Below are 15,099 nucleotides of genomic sequence, written 5' to 3'. Positions count from 1 at the left end.
TTTCACATCCTAACTTATAGAGGATTTTTTATAAAATCTCTAGTTGCGCATTCTTCAAAAAGTTCTTTATTGACTACATTGCCATCTTTGTCTTCGTAAGGATAAACATTATCTTTGGTTAGACCACATAGATTTCTTATTTTTTTAGCCTCTTTTTTAGAGATTCGCTGCCAATATTCATTTTTACCTAATGGTCCCCAAAAAGCTCTAACGAATACTTTTTTACCATACTCGATAGTTTGAGCTTTTACATGATAATACTTACCATCATGAGGATTTAATACTGCACCATCTAAATATACAGGACCTTTACTACTAGCTTTAACTGGACTTTTCATTTTCATATTCCAAACAAACTCTAGCCCTTGATACGTATACTTACCACTCGAATAATCATACTTATTACCATATGCATCTCCCTTACCACACTCTGTACAATAAATTATAGGAGCATGTGCTTTACCATAATCAACATCAGATAATGGCACAAAAATCTCTGCATTTAAGTTATTCTGAGCATTATTATATGCATGAATAATTGAAACATTTGAATCTGTAGATTTATCTTTCTGTAACCAATAGCCATCTGCTAAAAGCTTTTTATCACTAGCATAGCTACTAACAAAATAAGTAAATAAAAATATGAATATAATTTTTCTTAGCACGACTATTTAATTTGGAAAATGATTTTAGAAGAAAGTATAAAGAAAAAATGTTATTAGTTAAACAGGACTTTTCACCCCAAATTGAGATACTGGATAATTAGTACACTGGCTAGTTACTTTTTTGTCTTTGTTTGTATACTGACCATCAGCCGTTACACCACAATCTGCTTTGATTTTTTCATAGTCAGCTTTTGTGATTCTTTGCCAATGTGCTGCTTTACTACCTAACTCTTTACCCCATACGATATATGCAGCTTTAGAATACATAACTTTACCATTGTCTTGAACTTGTGCTGATGCAGCATAAATCTTACCATCATTAGGATTTATAACACCACCATTATCATACATAGCCCCTTTTGCAGGTGGCTGAGCTGTACCTTTTTGTTCTTGCATATTTCCTGCGAACACAAAGCCTTCTAAAGGAGCATTTTTACCTTTGTAATTAAAGCCATTATAAGAGCCATTTGAGCAATTATTACAAGTAGCTTTTGGCTTACTAGGCTTACCATTAGCTACTGTCATCAATGGAACAGCTATCTCCATTTGTAGAGTTCCTTTTTTACCATACTTACTATCTTTAGCAAAATAAGTATGAATAATACCCTCTGGCATACCGCGACCTGCATCAGGATCTTCATCAAATTGTACCCAATAGCCTTCTGGCGAAAGATTATCTTTTGCATCTGCTTTAGTATTATCTGCTGCATAAGATACAGACGTCCCTAGCGCAGCTAAAGCTATTAAACTCAAGATTTTTGTTTTTTTCATTTTATCTCCTTTTTATTAATATAAAATCCAAAAGACTTTTTTGATAGTAGCAAAGAACTTAATCTTATTCAAATAACTTAACAGTTATTATTAACAATTTAATTAATAAAGCTTATAATAAATTTTAATAATAAATAATTTTATCTACATCTTTGCAAGGAAAAATCATAACAAATTTTGGCGGTAACATTTTAGTTAAGCTAGCCAACAATGAGAAAGTCTCGGCACTATATCGTAGTAATTTCAAAGGTGAACTAACTGTCGGCGATAATGTTGAGCTTGAATATACTAACTCAACCTATGTAATTACAAAGCTATTAGAAAGAAAAAACCTAATATCACGCCCAAACCAATATCAACGTAAAAATAAAAATGTGGCTGCGAATATTGACTATGCTGTAATTATAATCACCCACTCACCCGCTCCTGTTGAACATTATATAGATAGATACTTAGCCGCTTTACATAATAGCGATATTGAACCTATCATAGTGGTAAATAAAATAGATAGCCAGACAGCTGAAGATAAAGAGTTTATAGAGAACTTAGTAAATGTATACAAAGATATCGGTTATAAGATATTTTATATTTCTGCTAAGGACAATATTGGCATTGATAAGCTTTTAGATACTCTTAAAGATCATACTTCAATATTTTTAGGTCAATCTGGGGTTGGTAAATCTGAAACTCTAAACACCATACTAGGTGAGAAAATCACAGAAACAACAGCAGTTTCTGATTCAACCAAAAAAGGCCGTCACACAACTACTTGCTCTACACTATATGAGATAGATGATAACACTAGTATTATAGACTCTCCTGGTATTAGAGAATTTGGATTATGGCATATTTCTAGAGAAGAGCTTTTTGATGGTTTCTTGGACTTCAAAAAGTATAAAGGGATGTGTCAATTTAGAAACTGCTCTCATGAAGAAAACTCAAAAGGCTGTGAAATAGTTAATCAATTAAAGCAAGGCAATATAAACTCTACTCGTTTTAAAAATTATCATAGAATATTAGCAGAGATTAAGTAAATTTAGTTTTATCTAAAGATCAAAATCAGAACTTCCAAGATCAATTGAAGGTCCTTTCACATCAGGAGCATTAAAGACCTCTTTTAGCATATCTGCTTGCCTAGAGTGTATACAAAGCTTACCATCAAAGCCAAGAGATTTAATCTTTCTCACCTCTTCTCTAAATAACTCATCACTTTGAACTCTTACATCATTAAAAGGAACATCTAGTGCTATAAGATTAGCATTTTTAGCTGCAGCAACTAATCGAGATCTAAAGTACAATAATGAATCCCATGAGCAAGATGCCCCTAATTCAGAGGTAAGGTCTCCTCCACCTAAAGCTAACCCAATAAGATTACTACTTGAATGAGCTATTTCATCTATATTTCTATAACCTTCCGTGGACTCTATCAAAGCTATATATGAAGGTGCTTTCCCTTGAAATAAACTATCAAGTTGTCGCAGCGTATTTGCTGATTCAACCATAGATACAACTAAAACATCAGGAATAACACCAGCTTCTAAAAGCAAAAGTATATCTCTAAAGCCATGAATAGTATCTAAACCATTGATCCTAAGACAATATTTAAAGCTCTGGTTTTGCCTAGAAATTCTTTTTAGATACTCTATAGCATTAGTTCTAGCTTCATTCTTTTCATGAACATCTGCAACAGTACCTTCTAAATCAATAATTATTCCACTAGCATTTGTTGTATTTTTAACTTTATCAAAGCGTTCAACCCTATTGCCTGGGATAAACAACAGAGACATTAATGAATTATTTTTATTCACGATAAAAATCCTTATGATATAAAAACTATCTTATTTAATTTAAGCTAGCTTTTTTACTATTTACCAGAGTTAACAAGAGAGTTTATAGTCTCTATATTAAGCTCATTACTTGCATAAGATATATGCCAGTCAGGTCTAATTAAAATATAAGTACTTGAATAAGTATCCTTAGGAAGTTCTATCACATTAACACCATCTATATTTATATCACTTTGACCCCCGGAAACAATCAATGTCCAATCAGTCGCAGAAAGAGTTCTGTATATAGACTTCCCATTTAATGTTACATTAGGCAAGAAATATCCTGGTAAATCTTTAGGGGCATACTTAGATGCTTCCATAGGCTCTAAAGATTGATCCTTGTGTAGTTTTACTAATGGAGAGTCAAAATACGCATATCCCATGCCTATACCTGCAGATAAAGCATGCCTTCTTGATAACTTAGCGTATGCTTGCGGATATTCTTCAGGTGCTATCTGTGAAGCAAGATCTATTAAAGCTTTCGCATTTTCTTCAGCTTTTGTTAGGTTTGTATATGCAATAGATCGTCTTTCTTGTTGATAAGTGCTAAGTACGGATTCTGGTAATTTACCTTTAATTACATGAGCGATTTTCCATGCCAAATTTGTAACATCTCCAAAAGCAGTATTTAATCCTAAACCTCCTGTTGGAGCAAAAGAGTGTGCACTATCACCTACTAAAAACACCCTATTATTTTTCGAGTACTCATCTGCTAGTTCAATTTGCATATTCCAATAGGTAGCATTGACTAACTTCTTCTCAAACTCAAAACCTGCCATTTTATTTAATTTTGAAGAAATATCTGAATGCTCAATATCCTTCATTTCACTATCATCATAGAAAAGTGAGTACCAAAGATTATTACTAGGATCAACGGGACCAATAACGCCAGGATGATTTTTATTTATAATAAAATATATAGCTGCTTTATCAAGCTGTATCTTATTAAATAAATCTGATGATTCAAAGAGTATATTTGTCATACGTCTTCTAGAAGCTAACTTAGTAAAATTAATACCTATTGATTTACGTACAATACTATTTGCCCCATCACAACCAACAACATACTTAGCATAGAACTCTTGTATTTCATTAGTTTTACTATTTTCAGCTTTCACTTCTATAATATCATCACTATTACTAGTATTTATTTCGATAACAGCAGTATTTTTTAACATTTTTACTGATTCTGATTTATCTAATCTAGATCTTAGAACGCCTTCAGTTACCCATAATGGGATCTCAATCATCTCCTCAGGAGAATGGTTATTATGATAATCATGCATTTCTACCGAAGAATACATATCTCCATTTAATGCTGAACACCACATGAAGTTAGAAACATCTAGCATATTTTTTTTGCGCATTGCGTCACATGTATCCCAACGCAACATAAACTCCATTGTTCTAGGGTTAAGAAACTGAGCTCGAGCACAATACATAGGTTCATCATGTTTTTCTAAAACCAATGTCTTAATACCATGTAAACTAAGTTCAATAGCAAATGCAACACCAGATGGTCCACCGCCTGAAATTATGACATCATAAATATTTCTTTTCATTTTTTATCTCCATATATGTATTTCATAATGGATAATATAAAAATAACTCACGTAACAATATCAAAATTTAGACTAATTATAATTAATTATGGACAATTTTAGAATAAACTTTCTATTTTGGAAAAAATCAATATCTCTTCTATTTTTAACAAGGCTTATTAAAAATAAATAATTTACTTTTGTACTCAATTGATCTCAAATAAATAAAGATTTAAAGTGATTCAATTATAAGAAAAACAAACTCGATTATAAAACTTAAAATGCTATATATTCTATTAAGATTCTCATATAGTATAAGATTTATGATTTTAAATTAAGGGAAAAGAAATTGGCTATATATATTGGTTTAGATATTGGTGGAACAAAAACTTTAGTTCATAGTGTAAATAAAAATGGTGAAGAGCTTAAACGTACAAGAAGAGATACTCCTTATAAGCTAGCAGATGGCTTAGAAATGTTATTTGAGATGATTGATGAAGTTAGCCAAGGATCTCAGATACTAGGCATTGGTGCTGCTATAGGAGGACCTTTAGATGTTAGCAAAGGAACTGTTTCTCCATTACACCAGCCAACATGGCGAGATGTGCCATTAAAAAAAATCATAGAAGATAAATATAACTGTCCTTTTTATTTTGATATTGATACTAATGTAGCAGCATTATCTGAATATCATTTGAAAGGTTATAACCAAAAGACTTTCTTATATATAACACTTAGCACTGGCATGGGTGGCGGTTTTTTAATTAACGGCTTAGTTTATAGAGGTCTTTCTCATCCAGAAATTGCTCATCAAAGTATAGAATATAAATGTAGCCATCCAGAGCGTATCAAATGCGCGTGTGGTGCTAGGAACTGCTTATCAGCTATTGTCTCTGGTACAGGCATTTCTAAAATATACGATAAGCCAGCTGCAGAACTGTCTATAGATGAATGGAAGGAGGTTGGATATAACCTAGGTCAAGGACTTAGAAATATAGCTTGTATTTTATCTCCTGAAATTATTGTTTTTGGTGGTGGAGTAATTACAAAACAAAAAGATGTTTTACTTACAGAAGCTGAGAAAGTCATGAATGACGATCTTAGAATAGTTTCACCTCCAAAGCTAAAAATATCTGATTTTGATTATGATACAGCTCTTTATGGAGCTAGCCTTATAGCAAAAGAAGGCAGAAAATTTTATGGGGAGCACAGCTAATGTTACTTTCTTTCGCTATTTTATTAGCTCTAGTTGGAGGTGTCTTAAATGGTAGCTTTGCAGTCCCATCTAAACTAATAAACAATACATCAAAAAATCAAGTATGGTTTCATTTCTCCTATTGGGCATATGTAATCATTCCAGTTTTAACATTATTCATTTTTTGTAATGACTTTGTTATATATTATAAATATATTTCAATAGATGTCTTACTTACTCTTTTTATTGGAGGTTTTATTTGGGGCGCTGGGATGATTTGTTGCCTTGTTGCATTCAAGCATGTTGGGATATCAATAACTTTTGGTATAAATATCGGACTTGCTACAGCAGGTGGTTCAATTCTTCCATTAGTTATCCTAAATCCATCTAAGTTACTCACTCCATTTGGAATAATAATAATCCTAAGCTTTATCCTATTTATAATAGGTGTAACACTTGTAACTATTGCCGCTAGAATACGCGATAGAGATATTGGAGCAACTCTAGATAAGAAGAGTAGTAGCTTTATCATTGGTATAACATGCTGTATTACTGCAGGTATTGGATCAATGACGCAAGCTTTTGTATTTAATTATGGTGTAGGCTTCTTTATGAAGAATCTCAATCTTGATAGTTTATCACTGCTAACAAGAAGTAATATGCCTTGGGTTATAATCTTCGTAGGTGCATTTATTCCTAATATTCTCTATTTTAAATATAGTTACAATAAAGAGAAGAAACACCTACCTAAAAAAGATAATAAATTCTTACTTAAGAACTTTATTATAGAAAAGATAGCTATTATAGCAATGGCTTTTATGTTTTTTGAATGTATTATATTTTTTAGTATTTCTGGTACTTTACTTGGAGGTCTAGGAATAATAATCACATATCCTATCTTTATGGTCTTCATTATATTGACATCAAATTTTTGGGGATTCTTTTTCAAAGAGTGGTTCCATAGTAGTAAAAAAGCTAAAACTTATATGTTTTTTGCAATAGCTGTATTAGTAATTGCTGTACTATCTCAGACTTCAGCTTACTTCTTTACTAACTAAATTTATTAGCTCACCTGATTCATAAGTTTTCTTTTAAACGGCGATAATTTAAATGATAACAATGAAACTACAACTATCACAATACCTATAGATAGGAAGAAGTTAGTATAATCAACCAGTGAAGTATTTAAAGTCATCGTTGCTACTTGGCTTTTATCAATTGCTGTTAGCTGAGCAACTATACCTCCAAGTATTGATGCAAATGCTAAAAATACCCACCAAACACCTATCATAAAACCATTTACTTTTGCTGGTGCTAACTTAGTGAACATTGAAAGACCTATTGCTGAAATTAAAAGCTCTCCCAATGCCTGCAGAGCATAACTACATACCAACCAATAAGCAGATGTAACTCCTTCAGTAGCCGTAAAGCGAGAGAAATATAACACAATAAAAGATAAACCTATACTAAATAAGCCTATAGAAAATTTTCCATACACACTTATATCAAATCTAGAATTTTCAGAACGAACATAATAAAAAGCTAATAATGGACTTAATACAAAAATCCAGAAAGGATTAAATGACTGAAAAGTCTCTGGAGCAATAGATAACCCTAAAATAGAATGATCTGTATTTTTTATTGTGAATAAGTTTATTGAAGACGCCATTTGAATATAAGATATTTTATATACCATAGCCTCACACATAAGAATTAGAGCCAACATCATTTTATAAAAGTAGCCATCCTTTTTATACAAAAACGCTAAATAGATATAAACAAATAATGACACCAAAAATGTTAAGATTACGATTAGTTTAGCTATCAATATATATGCTAATAGAAATTTAACTATGTAAATCATAATAGCTACACCAATAATTACAGAAAATAGGTATTTATAATTAAGCTTTTTACCACCAGCATATGTATAGATGTTTCTCATAGTAAAACCAAAGCCTACAAATGTCATAATTGCTAAGATAAGAGCCATTGATATAACTATAAAACTAGATGAATACCCAAAACTTCTAGCAATAGTCGGAATTACTAACATCCCAAGCAAGGACCCTATATTTATAGCCATATAGAATAAAGTAAATGCATTACTAATTTGCCCAGAATCACTATTAACGTAACATTTAGCTAGTAAGCTAGTCGGATTAGACTTAAATAACCCAGTACCAACACATATAAAAGATAAGCCCCATAAAGTCGATTCTTTATCTTCTAAGATCAATAGTGCATAACCACTAAGAAGTATAATTAAACCTAATAATATTGTCCTTTTTGCACCGAGTATCATATCACCGATATATCCACCCAAAACAATAAAAGCATAAACCAAAGCTGCAAATGCTGCATATGTTGCTATAGCACCACTTTCACTTAAGTGGATACCTCCTACTTGTAGATAAACAACAAGTATCGCAATTAAAGCACCATATCCAAAGCGCTCCCATATTTCCAACATAAAGATAGTATAAAAAGCCTTCGGCTGATTAAAAAAATTGGACATTGAAACTTCCATATATCTTGTAACTAAGTAAAAATTATATACTAGTTTTAATTTACGAGTAGTCTTGAATTTTGAGAAATTATTTTTATGTATTTTTTACTCTAATACCTTACTACAGCCAATTTTACAGCTGTATTCCCTACTACGGTATCTCTGCGCAATAGTTTCTTATCATTTCCTATGATAAAATAATCACCTTTTTTATAAGTATGCGTTGCTTTTGCTTTACTATTCTTGTCTTGGAAAAGCTCTTCTTTAATTTCCCCTTTAAGAACAAAGACTATCGCTCCTTTTTCACTAGCTAGAATATTATACTTATAACTTTGATAACCTACAGGGTATGTCTCGATTAGATATTCTTTTGAAGGATCAAACTTAAGTTGAAAAACTTTAACATTACCAATCTTATTTCCCCATGAGGAGTAGTTAATATTTGATTTAAGAGGATTACCCCATTGGTCTGTTATACCTTTCGCAAAAGATATAGCTGGCAAAAGAAATAATAATATTAATATTTTATTTGTTGTAATAACTTTTAACATTGCTTAATTCATACTATAAAGATCTTTTAATTTAATCATACCAATAATTTATTATAAGAAAAATATCAGGTATATTTATTATTAAGCTTTAAATAAAATTAAACAGGATTTGCTCTAAATAAAGTTAGAAATTTCATGTATAGTTAATATATTTTACATCCTCTCAGGAATTGAAATACCTAACAAATCAACAGCAATACTCATTGCTTTTACAGTTGCTAGACATAAAGCTACTCGTGTATTTTTAACTGTTTCATCATCAAGATTCATAATAGGGCAATTCACATAGAACTTATTAAAACTATTTGCTAAAGAATACGCATATTCACATATATGGTGAGGTTGAGAGTTTTCATAAGCTCTAGCAATAGCAATTGGAAACTGTAAAAGTTGCAGCTGTAACCTTTCCTCATGTTCATTCTGTGCTGGGGTTACTTTATAATCTTTAATCAAAGATTCTATACAATAATCATCGCCAAACACTTTTCTAAGAATTGATTTAGCTCTTACTGCTGTATATAGAAGATAAGGTCCTGTTTTACCCTCATACTGAGCAAACTTCTCTAAATCAAAAATATAATCATTTGAGTAATTATTAACCAAATCACCAAACTTGATGGTAGCCATAGCTATCTGGTTTATCACTTGTTCATTTTTTTCTTCAGGCATTCTATCTCTAGCACACTGTTTTGCTTGAGAAATCAAGTCGGATAAATGCATAACTCCGCCTTCTCTTGTTTTAAACGGTCTACCATCTTTACCATTAACGGTGCCAAAAGCCACATGCTTAAGTTTACACTTGCTATCTACAACACCTGTTCTTTCTGCAACACTAAATACTTGTTTAAAATGTAGAGATTGTCTTTTATCTACAACATAGATAACCTCTTCAGGCTCAAGATCTTTATTACGTTGCCACAACGTTGCTAGATCTGTAGTACCATACATGACACCTCCATCACTTTTAACAACTATAAGTGGAGGAACACCTTCTTTATTTGTATCTATAACCCAAGCACCTTCATCTTCATAGATAAAGTTCTCTGCCTTAAAGTGAGCAATCATTTCTTCAACAAACTTATTAGCGTCACTCTCACCTAACCACAAGTCAAAGCTTACATCTAAACTATCAAAATCTTTCTTAATAGCTTCTACAGAAATATTAACAAAATGTTTCCATAATGCCACATAACCTTTACGGCCTTGCTGGAGTTCAAAAGTAGCTTGTCTAGCTTTCTCCATTTCAGCCATATCTGACTTACACTTCTTAGACGCTCTTGGGTAAATCTCTGCTAACTGTTTAACTGTAACAGGAGATTCTTTAGGATATTCTCCTGTGAAGTTCTCATCAAAGTAAACAAGATCTGGGGATTCTTGTTTAATTTCCTCGATCAACATACCCATCTGAGTACCCCAATCGCCTAGATGCACGTCTGAAACCACATCATCATTATAAAAACGGTGTATTCTTTGCAAAGCATCTCCAAGTAAAGCTGATCTTATATGTCCAACATGCATTGGTTTAGCGACGTTCGGCCCCCCAAAGTCCAATACTACTTTTCTAGAGTTGCTAGTATTTTTAGCTCCAAACTTTTCTGCTTTTAAAAACTCATTTATAGTTTTTGCTAAAAATTCATCTGATAAAGTTATATTTATAAATCCTGGCTTTGCAACTTCTAATTTTGCAAAAATGCTTTTATCATCAATACTATCAACGATATCTTGAGCAATAATAAAAGGTGGTTTTTTTGCAAATTTTGCTAAAGGCATAGCTCCATTACATTGAAAATGTCCAACACCTTCACGAGTTGAAACTACAACTTTAGCAAAGCTCTCAGCGTATCCTAATTTTCGAAAAGCTTTTGCAAGCATTTCCGATAAATATGTTTCTATATTCATCTAGCAATCCAATATGTTTGTTTTTTATAGTTTAAAATTAAAATGGAAAATTTTATTAAATGTGGATATAATATCATGATTATTTTTAAAAACTCAACAAATTAGGGCTATCGAAGGTCAAATATGCTAAAGGGGATTCGTAAGTATTTATTCATATGCTTTGGTACTGTTTTATGTACCACACAAGCTTATGCTGCACGTATTCTCGACAATAACCCTATCAAAGAAGACTGGAAGTGTAAAGTTGTTGATGGCCAATGGGCATGTCAACGTGCTGAAAAACCTAAAAATGTTTTTGATAAACAATTAAAACCTGCTCAAAAAGAAAAAGCTTTAGCTGATGATCTGAGTTGGGTAAACAAACCTGAATACTTTGTTGGTGGATACTATAGTAATGATAGCCAGTTCACCAAAGCACTATGTAAGTCAAAAAGAACCGATGTCTCTTATGAAAATGCTGAATATGATACAGATGGAACACTAATTGCCTCCGGAAATGTCGAAGTATTACAATGTGATCAGGAGCTTTATGGTAACAACGCTATTGTTAATTTCAACGCAGATAAAAACTCTATTAAATCACTAGTGATGACTGGAGATGTAATTGCAAGACAACCATCAACAGGTATAGTACTACGTACAAAAGCATTAGATACTAATGTTAACGACGGAACCTTTAGCGCAGGAGAAACTTATTTTAGAATGGCTCGTGAGACTCCTAACACACGTATTTACAATAAAGAGAATTTTAGTGGATACCTAAGAGGTTATGCAAAAACATTTAAAAAAGAAGATGCTGATAACCTAATTTTAACAGATGGCTACGTAACGTCTGGAGGACCTTACGATAATGCATGGAAAATAGCTGGCGATAATATTGATATTGATACGAAAGAGCAAATGGCATACGTTAAAAATGCTTATTTTGAAGTTGAAGATATACCCGTAATGTACATGCCGTACTTTTCGCACCCTATTGGAGATAAAAGAAGATCTGGCTTCTTAATGCCTACCTTCACTCAAAATGAAAACTCTGGTTATGCAATTTCAGTACCTTATTACTTTAACCTTGCACCAAACTACGATTTACTTTTAAACACTACACTTTGGTCAGAAAGAGGTTTAGAGGAAGATGGAACATTTAGGTATATGACTAAGTATACTCAAAACCAATTTGAAGGTGCTATAGTTCCATATGATTTCCAAACAGGAACTATGAGAGGAGCATTTACTTTATCAAGTGTGGGTGATTACGATAATGGCATAACAACAAATCTACAATACGAATATGTAAGTGACTCACAGTATTTCAATGACTTCTCTGCTGGTAATGTAAACTTAGTTACAAAGACTCTATTAGACAGAGAATTTGATGTCAACTATACAAATGACTATATTGACTCAGGTATTACAGTTTTAGACTATGGTATTGTAAACCCTGCAATTGATTTAGCTAACATCCCTTATGGTAAACTTCCTGAAGTCAAGTTTAATATAAGCTCACAAGGGTATACTCCAGACTACTATACAGTAAGTATGGATACACTTAATACGTTCTTCTATAAGGCAGCTGCTCCAGTACTCGGGACAGGTACACCGATAGGTACAAACGTTAACGCTTTCAGATCAGTTGAAGCCCCTAAGATCGCTGGGAATTTTGAAGGTACTTGGTGGAATATAAACCCATCATTAGAATTACCTGTTCGTTATTACCAATTAGATAATCAAGCATCTAATACCATCAAATTTGACCAAAGTTCTGTAGCAAGTGCTTTGCCTATATTTAATATAGATGCTAGTGCTTATTTTGACAAAGACTTTACTTCAAATGATGTTGCTTATACTAGTACATTAAGACCACGTCTATTTTATACATATATCCCATATCAAGATCAAAGAAATATCCCATTATTTGATACATCACAACAAAATGAACAATATATGCAGATGTTCCAAGTTAACCGTTTTACTGGATGGGATAGAATTAATAATGCAAACCAATTAACATATGCTTTAGAAGCATCTACGACAAACCAAGCTGATGGTAGTACCGTTGCGTCTGCAAAAATTGGTCAAATGGTATATTTTGCTGATAGACGAGTTAGTTTATGTCAAGGTGATTCAAAGTGTGATCCTGCTGTAATGGATCCTTATGCAAATGACTCTTTTTCACCGATAATGTCATCTTTTGAATTCCAAGTAATGAAAAATGTTTATTTATCAGCACAGATAAATTATCGTTTACAAACACAAAAATTTGACTATCAAGTTTACCAACTCTCATATAAAGATGCTAATGAGAATATTTTTAATATTTCTTTTAACAACATTGATAGAAACTGGAACTCTATAACTCAGCAACAAATAAATGATGGCGTACCACCTCCATCTCAAGAGACTATTACACTATCAACACTATTAAATATTACTAATCATTGGGGAGTTACTGCATTATGGAACTACGATTTCAAACAGAACCAAATAGCAAACGTATTTGCAGGCTTTCAATATAATGCTAAATCTTGGGATATTAGAGCTTTATGGCAAGCTACTCCATATACAAGTAATAACCCTAATGATACTCAAAAACTAGGAACTCTAACAAATACTTATCTATTAGAGTTTGAGCTTAAAGGTATTGGTGGTGCTGGTGCAAGTAGCTTAGGTGAAAGATTAAGTCAAATCAATGGTTACGAATCCGGAGAGTGGGGAGAAGGTACATAATGAAAAAAGTATTTATTTTTATACTCTCTATAACAATATTTACTAACGGATTTTGTGATATTTCATCAAGCCTATTTCAAAATGCCTTTGGTCCAGGGGCAAACAATACAACTCTTGATCAGCCAGTTCAATCACCAGACAGTAAACAATTGATTAATAAAACCATAGCTATAGTAAACAACAAACCTATAACTTCTTTTGAACTAAATGAAGAAGTAGCAAAACTTCAAGCTGCTCAAGGGATAAACCCTAATATAACTCCCGCTTCTTTAGATTTAAAAAGAAAAGCTCTTCAAAGTCTAATTGCTCAAGCTGTACTAGTTCAACTAGCACAACAAAATAACATTACAATATCTAATGCTCAAGTTGATAGCACTATCAAAGATATTGCTGCTAAGAATGGTATTTCTGAAGAATCGTTAAAGTTGAATATTGAAGCTGCAGGCATGTCTTTTGATAGCTACAAAAATAGAATTAGAAAACAATTAATGGTTAACCAGCTTCAAAAACAAGCTATTTCTCAGCAAGTATCTGTTTCTCCAGAAGAAATCCAAAATTACATCAAAAAACATCAAGAAGAATTTGATAAAGAAATGCAACCTATAAAAATCTATACACTAAAGAACTTTATAGTAGCTTTACCAGATTCTAAAAAAGCTCGTCAGAAGAAAATAGATCAGTTTAAAAAGCTTGCTACTGCTGTTAATGAAGGGCTTATAAGCTTTTCTGAGATGACAAAACAATTCTCACAGGCACCTAACGCAAGCTCTGGTGGCCAACTAAGTGAACAAGTAAAATTTGACTCAATACCTGAGATATATAAAAGTCATGTTAAAGACCTTAAGAATCATCAAGTATCACAACCATTTATTGTTAATCATACATTGCAAATGATTTATATTGATAACTTAGATGAGCATGCACCATTACTAAGTAAAAATGTTAAAAAATACTACGTTTATGCAATTGAAATTAAACTGAGCAATGGTATGACTGAAAAAGGTGCTAAAGATGCCCTTGATAGAGCTAGACTTGCAATTCAAAGTGGCCAACCTTTTTCGCAAGTAGCTGAAAAATATAACCAAGACTATAGTCATGCTGATGGTAATTTTAAATGGGTTTCAAAATTAGATAGCCCTCCAATTATACCTCCAGCAGCTTTTGCTCAATTAAGTGAGCTAAAAAAAGATCAACTTTCCGAAGCATTTCAAGCAGATCCAAAAACTTGGATGATTATAAAATACACAAAAGTTAAAGAATACGATGCAGTTAAAGAGCTTGAAGAACAAAAAGCCCTAGAAGCTATTTTTGCCAATAAAGCTCAAGAAGTTTACAAAACATGGCTAACTTCAATTAAAGATGATGCATATATAGAAATACTAGAAAAAGATCTAAAAACACCTGAACTTTACTAA

Annotated in this window: 12 protein-coding genes; 5 read left to right on the top strand and 7 right to left on the bottom strand. The window is 32.2% G+C overall.

Annotated elements, in window-relative coordinates; all coding sequences use genetic code 11:
- Positions 1-14: 14 nt before the first annotated feature.
- Both FIP56_RS03290 and FIP56_RS03285 read right to left on the bottom strand, forming a co-directional pair.
- On the bottom strand, positions 15-665 hold the full coding sequence (locus FIP56_RS03290) for a DUF2147 domain-containing protein (protein WP_192577544.1): 651 nt from the start codon (positions 663-665) through the stop codon (positions 15-17).
- A 57-nt stretch (positions 666-722) separates the two neighbouring features.
- Entirely contained in the window at positions 723-1,436 is a 714-nt protein-coding gene (locus tag FIP56_RS03285; RefSeq protein WP_192577543.1) for a DUF2147 domain-containing protein, read from the bottom strand.
- A gap of 152 nt (positions 1,437-1,588) precedes the next feature.
- On the opposite strand from FIP56_RS03285, the gene rsgA reads away from it, so the two are divergent.
- Positions 1,589-2,470 carry a ribosome small subunit-dependent GTPase A gene (gene rsgA, locus FIP56_RS03280; protein WP_192577542.1) on the top strand — a complete coding sequence of 294 codons (882 nt, stop codon included), beginning with the start codon at positions 1,589-1,591 and terminating at the stop codon, positions 2,468-2,470.
- 12 nt (positions 2,471-2,482) lie between these two features.
- Here rsgA and FIP56_RS03275 read toward each other — a convergent pair whose 3' ends face one another.
- Positions 2,483-3,244, bottom strand: a complete 762-nt coding sequence (locus tag FIP56_RS03275) for a CoA ester lyase (protein ID WP_192577541.1) — start codon at positions 3,242-3,244, stop codon at positions 2,483-2,485.
- Between the two features lie 56 nt (positions 3,245-3,300).
- Complete coding sequence (locus FIP56_RS03270) at positions 3,301-4,827, bottom strand: FAD-dependent monooxygenase (RefSeq protein WP_192577540.1); 1,527 nt, start codon at positions 4,825-4,827, stop codon at positions 3,301-3,303.
- Between the two features lie 328 nt (positions 4,828-5,155).
- Here FIP56_RS03270 and FIP56_RS03265 point away from each other — a divergent pair, with 328 nt between their 5' ends.
- Positions 5,156-6,022: an ROK family protein gene (locus tag FIP56_RS03265; protein ID WP_192577539.1), complete on the top strand. Its 867-nt coding sequence runs from the start codon at positions 5,156-5,158 to the stop codon at positions 6,020-6,022.
- On the top strand, positions 6,022-7,059 hold the full coding sequence (locus FIP56_RS03260; RefSeq protein ID WP_192577538.1) for an L-rhamnose/proton symporter RhaT: 1,038 nt from the start codon (positions 6,022-6,024) through the stop codon (positions 7,057-7,059). The genes FIP56_RS03265 and FIP56_RS03260 overlap by 1 nt, the downstream gene beginning before the upstream one ends.
- A gap of 5 nt (positions 7,060-7,064) precedes the next feature.
- Here the strand turns inward: FIP56_RS03260 and FIP56_RS03255 are convergent, their stop codons facing one another.
- The 3 genes from FIP56_RS03255 to argS form a co-directional block, all read right to left on the bottom strand.
- A complete protein-coding gene (locus FIP56_RS03255; RefSeq protein WP_192577537.1) occupies positions 7,065-8,519 on the bottom strand; it encodes an oligopeptide:H+ symporter in 1,455 nt (484 codons plus the stop codon).
- Positions 8,520-8,620: 101 nt separating this feature from the next.
- Positions 8,621-9,061: a hypothetical protein gene (locus tag FIP56_RS03250; protein ID WP_192577536.1), complete on the bottom strand. Its 441-nt coding sequence runs from the start codon at positions 9,059-9,061 to the stop codon at positions 8,621-8,623.
- Positions 9,062-9,214: 153 nt separating this feature from the next.
- Positions 9,215-10,960: an arginine--tRNA ligase gene (argS, locus tag FIP56_RS03245; protein WP_192577535.1), complete on the bottom strand. Its 1,746-nt coding sequence runs from the start codon at positions 10,958-10,960 to the stop codon at positions 9,215-9,217.
- A gap of 123 nt (positions 10,961-11,083) precedes the next feature.
- On the opposite strand from argS, the gene lptD reads away from it, so the two are divergent.
- Positions 11,084-13,684, top strand: a complete 2,601-nt coding sequence (lptD, locus tag FIP56_RS03240; RefSeq protein WP_192577534.1) for an LPS assembly protein LptD — start codon at positions 11,084-11,086, stop codon at positions 13,682-13,684.
- Positions 13,684-15,099: a SurA N-terminal domain-containing protein gene (locus FIP56_RS03235; protein ID WP_192577533.1), complete on the top strand. Its 1,416-nt coding sequence runs from the start codon at positions 13,684-13,686 to the stop codon at positions 15,097-15,099. Before lptD ends, FIP56_RS03235 begins: the two co-directional genes overlap by 1 nt.

The organism is Francisella sp. LA112445 (assembly GCF_012224145.1).
GTDB lineage: Bacteria > Pseudomonadota > Gammaproteobacteria > Francisellales > Francisellaceae > Francisella.
This window is presented reverse-complemented; position numbering and strand designations above follow the sequence as displayed.